The organism is Colwellia sp. 1_MG-2023, assembly GCF_030546755.1.
In the GTDB taxonomy this organism is placed as follows: domain Bacteria; phylum Pseudomonadota; class Gammaproteobacteria; order Enterobacterales; family Alteromonadaceae; genus Thalassotalea_H.
Genome location: NZ_JAUOPE010000001.1, coordinates 41,892 through 60,172, shown reverse-complemented (window position 1 = coordinate 60,172; position 18,281 = coordinate 41,892). Strand labels below are relative to the sequence as shown.

The following is an 18,281-nucleotide window of genomic DNA, read 5'->3' as shown; positions in this document are numbered from 1 at the left end:
GAGTGAAAAATGAAACTTTATCAGGTTCAATCAGAACTTAGCGAATTTTGGAAAGATCAAAATAAAAAATTATTAGCCAATGACGCCTTTATTTCAGAACGCGGTAATTTGTTTTCTGATGTCCTCTATTTTAAACATCCTTCTAAAGGTGCTATAGAGCTAAATTTCTCAATATTTGATATGCCATTACTGAAAGATGAAAACATTGCCACAGTGACCCTTAAGGTAGGTTGTTATTCGCTTTCAATTAAAGAGTACGCAAAACTTGCTGTTATTAACAGTATTATGCCGCGATCCCTTGGGGCACTTTATGGTGTTTATGGGATATTGGTACATATGGCGTATTTTCTAAAAGGTCAAGGTGATAAATCATTGTCATCAAATAATATAGAAGCATTCCATCTCAGCTATCTAACTGAAAATATAAATGATAAAGGTGTTTTTTCTCGTCTATCGCCAATGGCTTACAATGGGACGTACGGCAATTTCAATATTATCAACAATAGAAATAGTCTTCAGTCTCAGGGGATCACAGGAGTAATAGATAATGGCTTAACCGTAAGAAAAGTCGAAGCTGTTTTAGACTGTGCTTGCCGTGCTGTAATGGGGATTACCCTTAATGAATACAAACAAGGGGGCAGTTACAACTTCCTAACTCTTGAGCTTGGGCAATACTATGTTGACTTTTTGAGGCAAGTGCATGATTCCGACTATTTTTACACTTTGGTTTGTCAGCGAGCACTGAAGTTGACCTGGAAAAAGCTTGAGCTAGATAGAAGAAAAAACAACAGTTTATCTCATATAACTAAGGTTTTCGTTCAAACAATTGATGGCTCTTTTGAGCCTCACAATGGGAAGTATGGAAAAACCTGCCTTTCTACTAATGAGGTAAATAGCACTTTTAAAAAATCGTTGTTTAATGAATACAAAAGTCATTTTGAAAAAGTGCAATCGCTTCAAGAAGAAAATATTTATAAAGTGGTAAAGGCTCTAGGATTAGAGTTGCGGTTTGATGCTGTCGAAGTCATTCGAATTCTAATGCTACAAAAATATTATCCTATTGAGACAACTAAAGTTCCAGAAGCGGTTTGGGAGTCGTATCTTAGCTCACTGAATAAAACTGAAATAGATAACAAGAGTTTAAATGCGGTTACTGCCAATGATGTTTATTCATTGATGTCGAATGTTTTAAAAGAAGGCATGTTAATTGAAAGTGCTTTTCTTAGCTCACTGAATAATTGGTTTAATGAGTTGGTTGAGCAAAAAGCAAAGATAACTTACAGACAGTTGCTAAGAGAGTTTGAGCGTGTTTCAGGTGCTATGACAAGTCTTATGGTGGCGTGGTTAGGGTATCGTAAGAGTGAGTTTGGATTTCCATTGAGTGCAATTCATGCGCAACAAAACTTGGACATATTAGATAACTCTCATGTACCTTTTCGATTTAAGCTCAAATGGGTAGTACCTAAAACAAATAGCAAAACCAAAATAGACCGTGAAATCACGTCACAATGCTATCAAATAGCGGCTCAGCTCAATGAACTTTTTCAACCTCCAGAAGGAGCCCCTTGTTTGTATACTATGACGGGAAGTCAAAAAGGTACTGTGGCAAGCAATGAGTCTGGAGCAATCATAGAGACTCGTGTCAGACTCAACTGGGAGGCCTTTGTAAGGCGATATAAACCTTTCCAAGAAATTATTGAGTTAAAGAAATTATCGGAACCGGGGAGATCGAATTTAACCCAGCAGGAAAATGAAACACTAATAAAATTAAGTTCAAAGTATGATTTATCTAGTGCTAGGGCTAAACACCTCTTGAATACTTGTGAAGAGGTTAGAAAAGACATTGTTAGAATCAATTGCACGGGGTTTGGTGGGAAGAGGCAAAGTAAATTCAAAGCATCCTTATTAGAATTTCATCACAATGGCTGTATTTCTGATCCTGAACATGAACAAATAGCCAATGAATATCTTTCAACGGAAACAAAAAATTGGCTGCGGTCAGATATTATCAACCTAGACGTCAAAGCAATGAGTGATATATCCACAGAGCTTTTGCGGGGAGTGCGCTATCCAACACCACACGCATTCCGACATATTTGGGCTGAGGCCGTTTTGACTAGGTACCAAGGCGATGTAGGAGCGGCAATACGACACCAATTCTGTCATATGGACAACTCGTTTTTTATGGCATATTTACGCAATAAAGAGGCAAGTGATCTACTCAAGGTGGCTCGTGCGAAAGTGCTGAACTCCATCGTCGACAACTTACTAGTAGAAAATATAGAAATTGGTAGTATGTATCTTGGTGGTTTTTCACGGTTTGTTAGTAAAGCAGCTAGTCTTACTAAGGCTATCACATCGGATGAGCTTCGCGCTTTGAAAGAGCATATATCTGGGCGTGTAATATCTATCAACTCCTCACACTTTGCCACCTGTATTCCGCGGGAAGGGTCTGAAAGCCGGGCTAAGTGTTCTGAGTTTGGGGATGTTAATCAGTATAACGCCAAGCCTACATTTTGTTTAGGGTGTACAAACGCTCTTATAACAGAAGGTAATCTAAAGGGGATTTGGATGACTGTTCAACCTTTTGTAAAAGAAGCGCTACAGGAGCATGTCATGGGGTTTATGATTGAGTCTCATTTGCCAATTTTGAAATCAGGATATAGAAGACTAAGAGAGTTACAAAATGAAAGTAATGCCGAAAGTGTAATTAAAATTCTCAACGTTATTGAAAGAGCAATTAGCAATATAGAAACAAAACTCGCTGAAGAGGAAGTTCAATATGTCTGACAGGGATTTGGATGAGTTGATGTCTGATGAATTTTTGAATAGCTTGGAAGATCCAGAACACTCAAAGGAACCAGGAAAGGACGCAATTCCAATTTGGCTTAGTAACGACAAGGCGCATACTACAAGGAAGGCGTGGGAAGCTATTTTGGCGTTAAAAGCTGAGAAGGAAGTAAGCATAAAATCATTAGGCAAAGTTGCTGACAATAAGACGGCCAAAAGCATATACCAGATTAAGAAGTCGGAAGTATCTAAAGTTGTAGGAATTTCTGCTCAAAGTATTTTTAATGCTTCGTCATTCAGTAGACATCTTCTAAGGTTCTTTAATGATGTTAACTCGGATCTTCTTGATACACATAAGACGGAACAAAAAAAGCAGCTGTCCAGAATAAGGAAGAAAGGTGTTAGAAGTAAGAAAAAAGGAGAATTAGTTGAAGATGTTCAAGATCTTCGTGATCGAGTAAGGAAGCTTGAGTGTTTCAATGTAAGAGAAACATTGAACTTGCTCTTGAGCCAGCTTCCTCTCGATTTACAACGACAACTAAAGAAATAAGTGAATAAAGGGTTATCTCATTTCTATTTAGTGAAAATCAGGGATGATCAAGCTCCCCTCATATTATCTAGGTAAATCGCTACTCAAAATATATAAAATACATTGCAATATAATACAGCTTCTATATCACTTCCATGTAATAACACCACATAATAACAAAATACATTGCAACATAATAAAGCAATTAAAACTCTCTCCTGATGACATGTTTTAATAACAACAAAAAAGCTAAATAGTTATATTTATCAGTAACTTGATCTATTGCTTGTTGTGGTCTATTTATTTTCTTATGTTGATTTTTTTTCTGGGATATTGTTATGTTTTTAAGATTTATGTTAATTGAAATAGATGAGTTTCCTAAAAATGAATGCGTCAATGTTGTTGATATGTTTTTGAAACTTTATCGTGCTAACGAGGATAAAATATATACCAGTGGATTTGAGCATAGTGACCTTGTAGAAATTGCAGAGCTAAGTTGTTATACAGCTTACAGAAGAATATCAAAGGAAGTTAAAAAATCTGTATTCGATTACCCTTTAGTATACGGACCTCGACTCGTTTTAGTTGAATCAATAAATGCAAATTTAGTGCTTGGCGAGGAGTTTAGGATTGAACTTGTAATTTATGATATCGCTGGAAAAGAAACTATTGGAAAGTTAAAACTTAATGAATTTGTAAATATCAAATGCAGACAAAGTGGCAGGGCTGAGCTTGATTTAGATAATAAGTGTTTTCTTTATTGTCCGACACTTACTTTAGTAGGAGCGACAAAGCTCTGCTTGAGGTTGACAGGAGAGGTGAGATTGGCATCTGACATTAAAGTGATTGCCGAGCTAGATTCGGAAGGTGGCTTATAATGTTAAGTATTGATTTAAGTAGATTGAATGAAAACATTGCAGAGGAGTGCGAAAAACTTTTTCAAGAAAAAATGCAAGAATCTGATGGGAAAAGGTGCATTATTTCCTCTTCAATGTTTAATGAAATAGAGTTGATAAAGCCAACAGTTGATGCACAAGTCATAATCAATATTTTTGCTAATATTTCTTGCCCAATCTCGTGCTTTCGATTTGCCGCTTCACTATATCCACATCGATGGCCAACCTGGCCTATTGTTTCTTATGAAATGTCACAAGCTTACATGTTTGAAGCTGTTGAAATTGCAATTAACCTCCGATATGACAAGAAAGCCAGACTAATTCTTGGAGAGTTTCAAAAGACGCGTGAATTCGTCTTAATTATGCAAATTGCCAATGAAATGTTGGGAAGGCTATGTGTACCGTCGCTAGTTTGTTCAGAAATAGTAGAATTCATTGAGCAATACAAAATTGTTAACTACTACAACGAAACAGGCCATCAACAATGAAAACAACCATGACAAAGCTTGAGTCTGCTGCTAGTACGCTTGGTTTTAGATGCAACGATTACGACCAATTAGTTCGATACTTGTCTAATGCTTTACTTGATGCGACTAAAAACGGGGTTCACTTGAACTGTGTTTCTGTGAGTATTATATCCGAGCTACTGCAACTTAAAGCCAATGTCACTTTAAGCCCAAAAAATGCTTGTGATTACGCGAATCAAAATAAAAACATTGTTCAAGATATTGCAGATATTTTACGAGTACAAACAACTCAGCATGCTAAATGTTGTTTATCAATGAAGCCGGAAGGTATTCATATGTCGCCATTGTTATATAGTGCGGCACACGGTTTTCAAATGGCAACACAGCGAACATTGATCAATATTCCCGTCAGAGAATTATATAGGGGGTGGCAGCAGCAAGGCTGGTCTGTAGGTGATAGAAGAAATTGGCCTAATCAAGAGTTAGTAAGATGGTTGCAGCTCAAAGGTATCGTATTGAATTTGCCTGCATCTCACTTTTTTCCAGCGCGAGTAAAACGAGTGTTTTTACTGTTGAATGAATTAATGAATACTTCAGAAATATCCTGCTTATCACGACATGAGTTAAAAAAGCGGTTGGGAAAAGAAGTTACTACTCATTGTAATCAATTCATAGAGAGAGAAAAGCTTGGTTTTCAAAATAAGTGGATTAACTTAAAGGTTGATAATTTGAATGTTAATTACTTTGAACGTATCCCAGCACTTCAGAGAGATTCACCATACTTTTATGTTAAATTCGCAGGTGCAAGCATTACTAAAATAGGTGCTGCTGATAACTCAACTAGGTTTAAACCAAATGATTGTGGTGTTGTCGTTTGCTTAGAGTCGAGAGCAAGTGACAAGTTTGCACTATATGTAGAAACAGAAGTTAGAACCTTTCTACAAGGAATAAATATTACACCTATATTTGGCAAGCTAGATTATTACAGCATTGAATTAACTACTCTTGTTAAGTTAGTAATAGCATTTATTTCTTCTCATGCAGAGATAAAATCTCGTATCAGGAGTATCAACGCTAGCAGTCTCTTTTAATCATCGTACAAAGTTAACCAGAAACACTTAAATTAGGCTTGTTGATGTTCATCTAGATAAGAAGCAGGCGCAAGCCTTAGCTTACTGAGGCAACAAGTGAGCCGACAAACAGCCCTTCATCAGATAATAAAATAATTCTAAGATGTTTATCTTGATATTTGGATAATTAATTCTAATGTCTAATTGAAAATCGAAATTAGATTTTCTGTTTATCTGACTTTTTGTTTAGTAAAAATTTCAAAACTCTATCTCGCTGTGGGGCATATAGCGCCATAGAAACTCCAATGATTTTTAAAATATACAAATCACTAAAGTAAATTCATTAACTGATTGAAACTTATGGATTGTGCATAAAAAATTTTAATATAATTAGTTTTCTTATTTTTCTAGGGACTTATTAAGTGAAGTCTTTAAAAGTTTTCCGTTTACAGAACCAAAATGGTATGCGAGTTGAAATCGTCAATTTTGGTGCGCGTATTAAATCTATTTTGTTTCCCGTTTGTGGAAAAGGTGCGGAAATGACCGTTGGGTATTCTGATCCTGTTGATTACTTAAATGATCCCTTTTATTTAGGAGCCATTTGTGGACGTGTGGCAAATCGTATCGAAAATGCCAAGTTTGAAATAAATGGTGAAGCATACGTTGTATCTTCTAATGAAGCGCCCAATTGCCTGCATGGCGGCGAAGATAATTTCTCTCTTAGATATTGGGAATTAATTGAGGCAAGTGATAATTCAGTTAAACTTTCGCTGGTGTCACCAAACGGTGATCAAGGTTTTCCAGGTGATTTGATAGTGACTGTAACTTATCAACTAACTGAAGAAAATGAATTAAGCATTGACTTCAACGCAAAGAGTAATAAAGCAACCCCTATTAGTTTAACTAATCATGCTTATTTCAATCTAGGGGATAAAACTTGTGAATCGTTGAAATTACAGATCCATGCACAATATATGCTTGATAGAAAAAGTAATGGGTTACCCAGCGCAGAAATCGTCACTGTAGAGAATACAGATTTTGACTTCAACAGTTTTAAACACATAGGTGAAAGTCAAAATACTGCAAAAAATAAATTGCTCAAAAAAATGCGTTGTTATGATCACTGTTTTGTACTAAATCGTAATGAAAATAAACTTAAAGCATCACTTGTTTCTCATCAAAATAATGTACAAATGAATGTTTATACAGATCAACTCGCCATTCAACTCTATACAGGAGTCGGTTTGTCAGGGCCGTTTATCCCATATCAAGGTGTGTGCTTAGAAGCCCAAAATTATAGCAATGCCATCAATCTTCCACATTTTCCAGAGCGGATATTACAACCTGAAAACGTTTATCAAAAAAATATTACCTTTGAATTTTTAGCTATTTAATTCAGCTGAACCACTTTATAAGTGATAGACGACAGAGCGTCCACCATCAACAATTAAACTTTGACCAGTCATAAAACTCGAATCATCACTGGCTAAAAATAATGCCGGTTTTGCTATTTCTTCACAACTTGCGTTACGTTTTAAAGGGTGAATATCGCCTAAAGATTTTCTAGCGGCAACAGGATCTTCGGACTCCTCAAACCATCTAAAAGCGGCTGGTGTTTCTACCATACCAGGGCATAAAGCATTTACACGAATATTATCAGCACCAAATTCAACTGCTAAGTTTTTAGTTAACCCAATAACAGCATGTTTTGTAACGGCATAAGGAAAATGATTCGGCACAATTTTAAATGAATGTACTGAGCCTATATTAACGATTGCGCCTTTTTTTGCAGCTTGCATAAAGGGAAGTACCTCTTTACAGCAATTCCACATACCATCGAGATTAACATTAAAGCTTTTGTCCCACTGCTCTTTAGTGGTGTTAAGAGGGGATTCATTAGGATAAATAATGCCAGCGTTATTTATTAATATATTTGGCTCACCAAGTTCTTCAACTGTTGTTTTTACCATATGTTTAACTGATTCATGAGCAGCGACATCTGTTTTTACGAAAATGGCTTTTCCACCTTGTGCTGTTAATGAGTTAACCACCTCTTGACCAAGTATTTCGTTTATATCTGCGATACAAACTAAAGCGCCTTCTTGACAAAATAATTGAGCTATTGCTTGTCCAATACCATCAGCGGCACCAGTTATTATTGCAACCTGTTTATTTAAACGAGAATTCATTTTTAACCTATATATTTAAAAAACAATACCTTAAATTTAATTAAAGGCATATTTTTATAAATGTGTTAATGAGTAATGAGGTGATGATAATATATAAAATGAAAAATATAAACATCATATGTTTATATTTATTGTATCTTTGCCGTTGTGATGTTAAATTGATTCTAGATATTTAAAATAATCTTCATTTCAATGAAGTTAAATAGGTACATATGATGTCAGGTATAAATAAAAATGTAGCATTTTATTCATTAGTTGCTGCTTTTGGTGGATTTGTTTTCGGTTTAGATGCCGCTAATATTTCTGGAGCTATCCGATTTATCAGTTCTCTATTTGAACTAACGAGCGCACAAACAGGTACTGTGGCTGGTATAGCTTTAATTGGTGTTATTTGTGCATTATTTATTACTGGTACGCTGTGCGACAGATTTGGTCGTAAAAAAATACTATTATCAATTGCGATCGCATACGCGATTTCAACTCTGCTTTCTGCATTTGCTATTAATTATGAAATGCTAATAGTTGGTCGTTTTATTGGTGGTGCCGCATTTGCTTCTATAACAGTCTCAGCAATGTACATTGGCGAAGTTGCACCGGCAGATAAACGTGGTAAGTATGTTTCAGTCAACCAATTAATGATAGCTATTGGACTATTACTTGCCTTCTTAATCAATTACTTCCTTATCAAAGTCATGGACGACATCGCTTGGTTGGATAATGAAAATATATGGCGTTATATGCTTGGCGCCGAGCTTATTGCTAACGCTGTTTGGATCACTTTAATTTTGTTTATTCCTGAATCGCCAAGATGGTTAATATTGAAAGGAAGAAGTGATGAAGCGAAAGCCATCTTAACAAAAATATCTTCTTCAGTGGCAGCGGATGAGATCATTGTGGAAGTGACAAAAAATCTAAATAAAGAAGAAAAAAATAGTACGTTAGATCAGTTGAAACAATTATTTAGCAAAAAAATGCGTTTTGTTCTTTCACTCGCAATTGTATATGCAGTTGTACAAGGTGCTACAGGTATGAATGCAGTTTTATTTTTTGCTCCACTCGTTTTTGAACAGGTAGGTATGAGTGTTCAAGATACATTTTTACAAACCGTTATTATGGGCTTAGTGGGTGTTGTTTCAACAATATTTGCTATTAGTTTTGTCGAGAAATTAGGACGTAGGTTTTTAACCTTGGCAGGTTTATTGTTGGTTGTTGTTGCTCATGGTTCAACTTGGTACGGCTTTAGCAAAGTAACTTATGTTTTTAGTGAAGAGGTACTCTCTAAAATAGAACATCAAGTAGACCAACAAAATATAGATGTATCCAGATTACAACCCTTAGTAGGGAAGGTGTATTCAACTGATGTTGAATTAAAAGCAGAACTCACCAAAATATTTTCGAAAAAAGAATTACCTTTAGTCAGCGGTATTATTATTAATTCTAGTATTCAAGGTATTAATTCGTTGATGGTGCTTTTTGGCATATTTGCTTTTCTTGCTGCATTTAATATCTCAATTGGTCCAATTTTATGGGTGATTTTCTCTGAAATATTCCCTAATAAAGTGAGAAGCGTCGCCTTACCTTTTGCCGCTTTAGTACAAACCATTTCGTCTTGGTCTGTGAGTGAATTCTTTCCATGGCAATTAGAACATTTAGGCGTGTCTACTATTTTCTTGATTTATGGAGCTATAGGTTTTTTCGGCTTGGTAGTAATGACTTTCATGCTACCTGAAACTAAAGGGAAAACCATTGAAGCAATCGAAAAGGAATTAGTAACAACTTAAAATAATATAGATATTAATGTTGTTAAGTGAAATGAAGAAGAATATTAAAATGAATATAAAAAAATTATCTATGGGATACCTTATTGTTGATTGGGGGACGACTAACTTTCGAGTTTTCCTGATGGACAAAAATAGTAATCTAATTAAAAAGCAGGAGCTTCCATTAGGCTTGCTGCACGTAAAAGATGGAAACTTTGCAAAAGCCCTAGAAAATGTTTTATCTGAGTGGTTGCCATCATATAAAAAACTGCCAATTATAATGGCAGGCATGGTTGGCTCACTTACTGGGTGGTTCAATGTTGATTATGTAGAAACTGATGTAAATAAAGAAAAACTAGCCTCTCAAATCTATTCGTTTACCTTACCCTGGGGGGCCTCTGGTTCAATTATTCCCGGTGTTAGTCATAGAACAAAAGCTGGTGCTTTTGATGTCATGAGAGGCGAAGAAGTACAAGTTTTTGGTCTTGCACAATTAATTAATAAACCTTTATTTAATGCAATACTTCCGGGTACCCATAGTAAGCATATTCGAGTAGTAAACTCTGAAATCACGGAATTATCTTCATTTATGACGGGAGAGCTTTTCTCTGTCATTACTGAACATACGATCCTTGGTAAAGGTCTTCCTAAACAAATAGAAAATAAGGATGCTTTTGTTTTAGGGGTTACTGAAGGTAAAACTGATAAATTAACCAGTGCAATATTCGCAGCTAGAACTCATCGATTGTTTAATAACATAGCCGATACTGATGTTCATGATTATCTTTCTGGATTACTTATTGGCAATGAATTGAAAAGTTTAAATAGTAGTCATGTGTTTTTAGTTGGCGGTCAAAAGCTATGTGAAAAGTATAAAATGGCCTGTGATATTTTATCCATTGGATCGACTTTTAATAGCGGAGATGACTGCTTTCTTGCTGGTATGATTGAAATAACTAAGGTAATACATAATGCTTAAAAAATTTAATATTAAAGAACAATTTCCATTAATCGCAATCATTCGTGGCGTATTACCTGAAGATGTGATTCGAGTTGCTTCAATTTTAATTGAAGAAGGTTTCACTATGATTGAAGTTCCATTAAATAGCCCTGATGCGTTTATAAGTATTAAAAAACTCGTCGAACACTTTTTAGGGGAGCATAAACAGCAATACTTCGTAGGTGCAGGAACAGTTACAACACCTGAATTAGCAAAACAAGTTATTGCGACTGGCGCTAATTTAATTGTTACACCTAATATGAATGAAGAAGTTATTAAACTTTCGGTTGCGGCTGGTTGTGCTACTTTTCCTGGGGTTGTTACTCCAACAGAAGCATTTTCTGCATTGGCTGCAGGTGCCACTGGATTAAAATTATTTCCCGTATCAGCACTTGGAAATGACGGATTTAAAGCATTAAATTCAGTTTTACCTAAAGGAACTTTGTGTTTTCCCGTTGGTGGAATAGATCCTACAGTTGAAAGTATGAAACCATTAATGGATATTGGAGCTCAAGGGTTTGGATTAGGTTCTTCTTTATTCAAACCAACTATGACCGACGATGATATTCGAAAAGCGGCGAGTGCGTTTGTTCGCACCTTCAATCAATTGTTAGATGAATAAATAAAGTAAACACATTAGGATTAGCATTTATGAAAATTACCGCAATAACGCCATATGTTATCTGGGTGGGCACTCGAAACCAATTAATCGTAAAAGTTGAAACAGATGAAGGGGTTTATGGCTGGGGTGAAGCAGGCTTTTCTTTTCGCGAACAAGCTGTAGCAATGATGATAGAGCACTTCGCAAAATTTATCATTGGCCAAGACCCTATGAATATTGGTCGAATTTGGCAGGAATGTTATCGAAGTCATTATTTTGAAGGGGGTAGAGTGGTTACTGCTGCTATGGCGGCAATTGATATTGCATTACATGATATTAAAGGAAAAGCACTTGGTGTACCTGTCTACCAATTAATTGGCGGTAAACAACGTGATGTTGTTCCTGCCTTTGCAACTGTACCCGCAGAACCAAGTGAGTTAATGATTGAGCAAGCGCTACAATTAAAAGAAATGGGCTGGAAGTGTATTCGTTTTATCGCTGATGGTATGGGCGCTGCATACTCTTCAAGCGGTGTTGCACGTTTTGAACCAAGGGAGTCTATAAATAATACAGTACCTTGGTTGATTAAAGCTCGTGAAGCTTTAGGTCATGAAGTGGTGATTGGTCTTGAATTTCATCATCGTTTGAGTGTTGCTGAAGCGGCATCTTTGTGTCAAAAAATTCCTGCAGGGACTCTCGATTTTCTTGAAGAGCCCATAAGAGATGAAACGCCAGAAGCCTATGAAACACTTAGAAAGTTGACAAATATACCTTTTGCTATTGGGGAAGAGTTTTCATCAAAATGGCAATTTATGCCTTTTATTGAACGAGAGTTAATGCAATATAATCGATTGGATATTTGCAATGTTGGTGGCTTTACCGAAGCGCTTAAAGTGGCCGGTTGGTCTGAGGCACATTATATTGATTTAGTGATGCATAACCCTCTAGGGCCAATATGCACAGCAGCATCTATTCATCTGGCTGCTGCTGTACCTAATTTTAGCTGGCTTGAGTGTCGATCTTCACCCTTTGAACAACTTGGCTTTGATAATCCCGAATTATTTCCTGTTCAAGCGACTATGCATGGATCAAATTTTATTATTCCTGAGTTACCGGGGTTAGGTGTTGAAGTAAATGAAGATAAAATTGCTGAACAAAGTGCTACATTCACCGAAGCACCTCATTTAACTCGTGACGATGGCAGCGTAACCAATTGGTAAAAAGTTGAACGGCTAATTAAAGCCGTTTTTACTTGAAATAATAAATGGTTAACATTGTGTTCTATTAGTGATTAAAGTAAAATTTCGTTCATTACCTATTAACTTTATAAACGTATAATGTTTGTGTATCTATTATGAGTGAATTAGTTTATTACGACTTAAAACGAGCGGCGACTATGACGCCGAGTATGCCTATTCAAGTTGCACGTGAACTTGGTCGTCGGATAGTGGCTGGTACTATTGAAGAAGGTACATTAATTGATGATGAAGCATCATTAACTGAAAAGTACCAAGTAAGCCGCGTGGTTATTCGTGATGCGGTAAAAATATTGGTAGGTAAAGGTCTTTTGGATGTTAGACGTGGTATTGGCACTCGTGTTAAACCACGAAGTCAATGGGTTCTATGGGATGATGATGTTTTAGCATGGTTAGTAAGTGCACCACCGAGTAAAGATTTAATTAATCAATTAATGGATATTCGATTAGCGTTTGAACCTAAAGCTGCTCGCTGGGCTGCTGAAAGAGCTTCGCCTGAAGCTTTGGCTGAAATTGAATCTGCTTGTATTGGTATGGAGATTGAAAAAGGCTCTGTTGAGAAGTTCATAATTGCTGATGCTATTTTCCATCGCTCAGTGTTTAGAGCAGCACAGAATGATTTTCTAACGGCAATGGAAGGCGTGATTTATTCATCTTTATTAATTAGTGCTCAAATTACCAATAAAGATCCTAGAGAAAATAGCTCATCTGTTTCTTTTCACCGTGAAGTTTACCAAGCCATAGCAGATAAGGATGGCGCATTAGCTGAACAATTAACAGAGAAATTACTAAAAGACGCAATCAGACGTTTACAAGAAGCGTTTGGCGATAATTTTAGAGGCTAAATAACAAAGCTCACTTGTATTAAAAATATTATGTAAGTGAGTTTTCTTCATAAATTAATGTAAATACACTCCGTTTTTCTATTTGACTTCTGTCTACGTGAATTATCTTTGATTAGTAACGTCAATAGCTTATAAATCAATATTTTTAGGTTTTTTCCCGATATTGATAATCGAAAAGCGCTATTTTTATATAGCTTAAACTATTCAATTCAATAGCCTTATTATTACAATTAAAGTAGGGGCTCTTATAAAGTTTGAAACTAAATTTGACTGACCCGCTTTAACTGACCATAGTTTGAAATGTTAAGCATTACTAACGTTTGAAAAATAACTTTGAAAGGGATAAGAATAAATTTTACTACAGCAGCATTTATACTGCTGTATATGGAAGTATTAGCGTGGCAGGAATTGCTATTTTAGTATTATGTCGTTCTTAACCTGTTTATATATTCATTATGAGTTAAGGTTTTACTAACACTGTTGGTGAGTTCTGTAACACTTAATGTAAATGCTTGGTTTATTTTATTGTAATTTGACGCATCTATCAGAGGATCGTAGCTTCTAGGTCTTACCCCCATCCCCTCTAATACTGAGTACCAACTATCGGCTGAAAATAAGTCATATTTATTTTCGTATAGTCTACCTTGGCACTTAAACAAATCAATTTTTGTTTTCAGCGTGTCAGGGATGTTGATATGTTGCCACATTTGCCAGAAAGCTGAATCTTTTCGTTTGGTAGTGCAATAATGCAATACGATAAAGTCTCTAATAGCGTGATATTCATCGTCAATCAATCGGTTAAATTCATCAATTGTTGGGCGTTCACATTGTTTATTTGGTAAACATTCTACAAAATTTAGCATTGTTTTCATGATTAAATAAATACTTGTAGACTCTAAAGGCTCTAAAAAACCTGAAGATAATCCAACGGCCAAACAGTTCTTGTGCCAAATTTTATCGCGCTTTCCTGTGGTAAAGGAAATAAACCTAGGCTCAGTTATAAAGTCAGTGCTATTTTGTTTTAATAAATTTAATGCATCATCATCACTACAGTAATCGCTACAAAAAACATAACCGTTTCCTGTTCTATTCTGGAGTGGTATTTTCCATCGCCAGCCGTGCTCATGTGCAGTAGCTTGAGTGTAAGGAGGAATAGTTTCTTCAATAGTTGATTGTGCGGTTATAGCTCTGTCAACAGGTAAAAAGTGCTGCCAATTATCATAACCAACGCGCAAGGCTTTATGTATTAATAATGCTTGCTGTCCACTACAATCGATAAAGAAGTCCCCTGATATAGATGTTTTGTTATCTAGATGAAGTGTTTCAATTTTTCCTTGTTTATCTAAAGTCGTTGATTGAATGTGTTGTTGGAGTAAGGTCACGCCCATCCCTTTACAATATTCAGCGAGATACTTTGCGACCAGTGAAGCGTCAAAATGCAAAGCATAAGTGGAATTTGAAAGGTTGTTTTTTACTTTAGGATCGGGGATATAAAACTTACTTTTTTTTGCTAACGCGATCGCAGGGGAAAAGTCTGTAAAATCAAATTGTGGATTATTAAATTGATGTTTTAACCAATGTTGATAAAAAGGTTTACCATCTATTTTATTGCCAACAAAACCAAATGGGTGCCAATAATGATGTCCTTTTTGTTGCCAATCAATAAATTTGATACCTAATTTGAAGGTGGCGTTTGTTGCTAAAATAAATTCTTTCAGTGGTATGCGTAGGTATTCTAACAGATCCACAATAGAAGGTATGGTTGCTTCGCCAACGCCCACAGTTGGGATATTCGGAGATTCTACAACCGTAATGCTACTGTTGGAATTGGTTAGTGATCTAGCCAGTATTGCTGCTGAAATCCAACCAGCTGTTCCTCCACCTACAACGATGAAAGAATTTATAGGGTCATTTTTTGTTTTTATCATTCGAATTTAATCTCATGTTTAAGCAAAGATTGCTAATTTAAAAGCCCTCGTTACATTTAAAAGTAATGAGGGCTTGATTCATCAGTTAATTCAATCCTGTTTAAAACCGTGCAGTAACACCAATCTGGTAACGACGACCTGAGTATTGCAGTTTAGTTACTCGTTCTCTAACATCAGCATATTCTAAGATATGAGCATCTGTTGCATTAATTACCTCAGCAGAAACAGTAAAACTGTCATTTATGTCATATGATGCGCTTAAATCTAATTGACCATAATCATCAACATGTTGAGGTAAACCATTACTGCCAATTCTTGGACCAGAACGATAGGCTAAGAAACCTTCGCGCCAGTTATAGGCAGCTCTTGCTTGGAAACCGTCTATTTCATAAAAACCGATAATATTATAAGAATTTTCTGAGAAACCTTCTAAGCCACTTCCAGGAGATTGTACGTTTGGTCGATCAAATTCACTTGCATCATCATCTTTACTATCTGTAAAGGTGTAATTTGCTTGTATACCAAATCCACTTAACCAACCCGGTAAGTAGTCAAAATAATGAAGACCAGCTATTTCAAATCCACTCACGGTACCACCATTTCGGTTAGATTTTTGAGTAATAGCTTCATAGACAGACCCCCAACCCTCAATCACTAATCCTGTATCTACATTCATTGTTTGAGTTGAGATGAAACTAGTAATATCTTTGTAGAACAAACCTAAAGAATAAGCGTTACCTGATTCATCATAATACTCAAATGAAGTGTCAAACTGGTTTGCTTCATAAGGGTTTAAATAAGGATTACCACCACTTGTCGCTAAGTCACCTGCACGTGGATTTTGTTGGTAGTTTTTATTAACACCAGTATCTTCTAAAGCGGGTCTTGAAATGACTTTAGCCGCCGCTGCTTTGATAAAGAAACCTTCACCAAAATCCATGTTGATATTAAAGCTAGGTAACCATTTCTGATAATCGGTTGATACTTTAATAACCGCAGGCTCTGTGTAAGTAGCTTCTAATGCTAACCCACCACCATCTTGAATAGGTTTTTCAATTAATGATATACGCTCTATGCTATGTCCTGAAGATGAATTTGTTGTATCTACATAGCGTAAACCTATATTACCGTTCCATGAAAACGTTTCAAATTCTCCCACCAAATTTACTTGCCCATATGCGGCTAGAATTTCTTCAGTGTTTGCGACAGAGCGCTCAGGTCTGATTATTTCATTTGTCCAATTTGGTTCACCACGAATTGCACCAATAGCTTCTTTATAATCATTGATATCATTGACTAAAACAAATGATCTTGGGAAATCACCGTTTACATCATTTAAGAAGCCACTACGATCATTTATCGAAAATAGACTATCTTCAAGATCTAAAAAGTTCCCACAAGTACTAACGATAGCCCCACAGCCATCTACACCATATGTTTCTTGTGATTTTTCTCTGTCTGAATATGAAATACCAAAGTCAATTGAGCTAATAAAACCATCATCGAGCTCATAGTTCGCATCGAATTTTGCTTCTAAAACCTCATCTTCAATTTGGCTGTGCTGTATATCATTCCAATGGGTTCTAACTGAAGCAGGATCTGAGTAATCGATCGTAGAATCAATTTGAATTACATCACCATGACGACTGTCAAATTCAATATAATCTTGACCAACGATAAAACCTTTATGTTGGTCTGGTTGATAGCCTTCATCACCTGGTTTTACACTTTGATCAACATTGTTATTAACGAAGTTTGTAACAAGGGTATTGCCACGCGGGTCAGCAGTCGCTTTTGAATAGGATATATCTGTGGAGAGAGTCCAATTATCCAATAAATAAATACTATTCAGGCCTAAAGCTAAAGTGTCAGAGTCTTGACCTCGCTCTTGGAATAAGCCATCAATAGGACTAGCTGATTTAGTTGCTTTTAGCGCCGTCATGTTTTCAGAAACAATCACATCTTGCCAGCCAGAAAATTGTAGAGGTACTTGCATTCCATTACTTAATGCTTGTCGGCTTAAATCTGAATACAACATATCAAAAGTGTGAATTATTTCATCATTCTGCGCCCACTGTAATGTTAAATTAGCACTTGTACGTTCACGCTCCTCAGTGTCCATGGTATAAGTAGCACGGCCTGGATACCAAATTGTTCCTTCTGTTATAGTAGTACCTGCCTCATTAGTTATTGGACCAGGAGCAACTGTAGTGTTATCTGCTTGAAATGATGACCAATGTGTAGTTCCTGCTGCATCAATGCGATTGGTTGTTGTTTTTTTAGTAAGTCCAATTAAAACGCCGAAACTGTCATCTAAAAAAGTATTACTAATAATAGCTGTGCCTTTAGGATCGTACTTTTCTGCAAGGTCATTATAAATAAGATCGAATGAACCAACAGCGGAAAAGCCAGGATTATCTAGAGGACGAGCTGTATTTACATTGATGTAGGCCCCTAAGCTCCCTTCAGAGATGTTTGCTCTTGAAGCTTTAATTACATCTGCTCCTGAAATTAATTCAGAAGGTAATGCTTGAAAATCAAATTCCCTCCCACGATCAGTAGTGGCAATGGTTCTGTTATTAACTTTAACTGCATTAAATTTCGGCCCCATACCTCTCACGGTAACTTTTGATCCCTCACCATTAGTTCTTGAAATCATAACGCCACTTATACGTTGTAATGATTCGGCTACGTTTTGATCTGGAAATTTACCAATATCTTCAGCGACAATGCTATCTTGGATTGATGATGCATTTTTTTTCATATCCATTGATTCTGTTAAACTACTACGAATCCCTGTCACTTGAATAGTTTCGATTTCACTCAATTGCTTTTCTTGAGCAATGACTGAATTTGCACTTAATGCTGTAGCGATTGCTAGGCTTAGCGGCATTAATCTAAACTTTTGTGTTTTCATGTATTCCTTTTCTCCCTTATTTAAAAACTAATT

14 protein-coding genes are annotated in these 18,281 nt (G+C 36.1%); 11 read left to right on the top strand and 3 right to left on the bottom strand.

The features are described from left to right. Window positions 1–9 precede the first annotated feature (9 nt). The 6 genes from Q4493_RS00210 (at window position 10) to Q4493_RS00185 (ending at window position 7,146) form a co-directional block, all read left to right on the top strand. Window positions 10–2,790: a hypothetical protein gene (locus Q4493_RS00210; protein ID WP_303448463.1), complete on the top strand. Its 2,781-nt coding sequence runs from the start codon at window positions 10–12 to the stop codon at window positions 2,788–2,790. Continuing rightward, window positions 2,783–3,340, top strand: a complete 558-nt coding sequence (locus Q4493_RS00205) for a hypothetical protein (protein WP_303448462.1) — start codon at window positions 2,783–2,785, stop codon at window positions 3,338–3,340. Before Q4493_RS00210 ends, Q4493_RS00205 begins: the two co-directional genes overlap by 8 nt. 317 nt (window positions 3,341–3,657) lie before the next feature. After that, a complete protein-coding gene (locus Q4493_RS00200; protein WP_303448460.1) occupies window positions 3,658–4,197 on the top strand; it encodes a hypothetical protein in 540 nt (179 codons plus the stop codon). Beyond that, complete coding sequence (locus Q4493_RS00195) at window positions 4,197–4,703, top strand: hypothetical protein (protein WP_303448458.1); 507 nt, start codon at window positions 4,197–4,199, stop codon at window positions 4,701–4,703. The genes Q4493_RS00200 and Q4493_RS00195 overlap by 1 nt, the downstream gene beginning before the upstream one ends. Further along, window positions 4,700–5,773: a hypothetical protein gene (locus tag Q4493_RS00190; RefSeq protein WP_303448457.1), complete on the top strand. Its 1,074-nt coding sequence runs from the start codon at window positions 4,700–4,702 to the stop codon at window positions 5,771–5,773. Before Q4493_RS00195 ends, Q4493_RS00190 begins: the two co-directional genes overlap by 4 nt. A gap of 401 nt (window positions 5,774–6,174) precedes the next feature. After that, entirely contained in the window at window positions 6,175–7,146 is a 972-nt protein-coding gene (locus Q4493_RS00185; protein ID WP_303448456.1) for an aldose epimerase family protein, read from the top strand. A gap of 15 nt (window positions 7,147–7,161) precedes the next feature. Here the strand turns inward: Q4493_RS00185 and Q4493_RS00180 are convergent, their stop codons facing one another. Then, on the bottom strand, window positions 7,162–7,941 hold the full coding sequence (locus Q4493_RS00180) for a glucose 1-dehydrogenase (protein ID WP_303448455.1): 780 nt from the start codon (window positions 7,939–7,941) through the stop codon (window positions 7,162–7,164). Between the two features lie 215 nt (window positions 7,942–8,156). Between Q4493_RS00180 and Q4493_RS00175 the strand changes: the two genes are divergently transcribed. The 5 genes from Q4493_RS00175 to Q4493_RS00155 all read left to right on the top strand — a co-directional run bounded on the left by Q4493_RS00175 (window position 8,157) and on the right by Q4493_RS00155 (window position 13,403). Beyond that, entirely contained in the window at window positions 8,157–9,722 is a 1,566-nt protein-coding gene (locus Q4493_RS00175) for an MFS transporter (protein ID WP_303448454.1), read from the top strand. 49 nt (window positions 9,723–9,771) lie between these two features. Then, the gene (locus tag Q4493_RS00170; protein ID WP_303448453.1) at window positions 9,772–10,680 is read left to right on the top strand and encodes a 2-dehydro-3-deoxygalactonokinase; all 909 of its coding nucleotides are present in this window, start codon (window positions 9,772–9,774) and stop codon (window positions 10,678–10,680) included. Beyond that, on the top strand, window positions 10,673–11,323 hold the full coding sequence (locus tag Q4493_RS00165) for a 2-dehydro-3-deoxy-6-phosphogalactonate aldolase (protein ID WP_303448452.1): 651 nt from the start codon (window positions 10,673–10,675) through the stop codon (window positions 11,321–11,323). The genes Q4493_RS00170 and Q4493_RS00165 overlap by 8 nt, the downstream gene beginning before the upstream one ends. 29 nt (window positions 11,324–11,352) lie before the next feature. Beyond that, window positions 11,353–12,522, top strand: coding sequence for a mandelate racemase/muconate lactonizing enzyme family protein (locus Q4493_RS00160; protein ID WP_303448451.1), 1,170 nt, complete (start codon window positions 11,353–11,355; stop codon window positions 12,520–12,522). A 134-nt stretch (window positions 12,523–12,656) separates the two neighbouring features. Beyond that, window positions 12,657–13,403, top strand: a complete 747-nt coding sequence (locus Q4493_RS00155; protein WP_303448448.1) for a FadR/GntR family transcriptional regulator — start codon at window positions 12,657–12,659, stop codon at window positions 13,401–13,403. Window positions 13,404–13,825: 422 nt separating this feature from the next. Here the strand turns inward: Q4493_RS00155 and Q4493_RS00150 are convergent, their stop codons facing one another. Both Q4493_RS00150 and Q4493_RS00145 read right to left on the bottom strand, forming a co-directional pair. Further along, the gene (locus Q4493_RS00150) at window positions 13,826–15,331 is read right to left on the bottom strand and encodes a tryptophan halogenase family protein (protein ID WP_303448446.1); all 1,506 of its coding nucleotides are present in this window, start codon (window positions 15,329–15,331) and stop codon (window positions 13,826–13,828) included. 100 nt (window positions 15,332–15,431) lie between these two features. Next, on the bottom strand, window positions 15,432–18,248 hold the full coding sequence (locus Q4493_RS00145) for a TonB-dependent receptor (RefSeq protein WP_303448445.1): 2,817 nt from the start codon (window positions 18,246–18,248) through the stop codon (window positions 15,432–15,434). Between the last annotated feature and the right edge of the window lie 33 nt (window positions 18,249–18,281).

What these genes read in the sequence shown, in the direction of transcription:
- Q4493_RS00165 (WP_303448452.1), top strand. Translation starts at nt 10,673, where the DNA reads ATGCTTAAAAAATTTAATATTAAAGAACAATTTCCATTAATCGCAATC.
- Q4493_RS00145 (WP_303448445.1), bottom strand. Translation starts at nt 18,248, where the DNA reads ATGAAAACACAAAAGTTTAGATTAATGCCGCTAAGCCTAGCAATCGCT.
- Q4493_RS00195 (WP_303448458.1), top strand. Translation starts at nt 4,197, where the DNA reads ATGTTAAGTATTGATTTAAGTAGATTGAATGAAAACATTGCAGAGGAG.
- Q4493_RS00200 (WP_303448460.1), top strand. Translation starts at nt 3,658, where the DNA reads ATGTTTTTAAGATTTATGTTAATTGAAATAGATGAGTTTCCTAAAAAT.
- Q4493_RS00180 (WP_303448455.1), bottom strand. Translation starts at nt 7,941, where the DNA reads ATGAATTCTCGTTTAAATAAACAGGTTGCAATAATAACTGGTGCCGCT.
- Q4493_RS00175 (WP_303448454.1), top strand. Translation starts at nt 8,157, where the DNA reads ATGTCAGGTATAAATAAAAATGTAGCATTTTATTCATTAGTTGCTGCT.
- Q4493_RS00155 (WP_303448448.1), top strand. Translation starts at nt 12,657, where the DNA reads ATGAGTGAATTAGTTTATTACGACTTAAAACGAGCGGCGACTATGACG.
- Q4493_RS00160 (WP_303448451.1), top strand. Translation starts at nt 11,353, where the DNA reads ATGAAAATTACCGCAATAACGCCATATGTTATCTGGGTGGGCACTCGA.
- Q4493_RS00205 (WP_303448462.1), top strand. Translation starts at nt 2,783, where the DNA reads ATGTCTGACAGGGATTTGGATGAGTTGATGTCTGATGAATTTTTGAAT.
- Q4493_RS00190 (WP_303448457.1), top strand. Translation starts at nt 4,700, where the DNA reads ATGAAAACAACCATGACAAAGCTTGAGTCTGCTGCTAGTACGCTTGGT.
- Q4493_RS00150 (WP_303448446.1), bottom strand. Translation starts at nt 15,331, where the DNA reads ATGATAAAAACAAAAAATGACCCTATAAATTCTTTCATCGTTGTAGGT.
- Q4493_RS00170 (WP_303448453.1), top strand. Translation starts at nt 9,772, where the DNA reads ATGAATATAAAAAAATTATCTATGGGATACCTTATTGTTGATTGGGGG.
- Q4493_RS00210 (WP_303448463.1), top strand. Translation starts at nt 10, where the DNA reads ATGAAACTTTATCAGGTTCAATCAGAACTTAGCGAATTTTGGAAAGAT.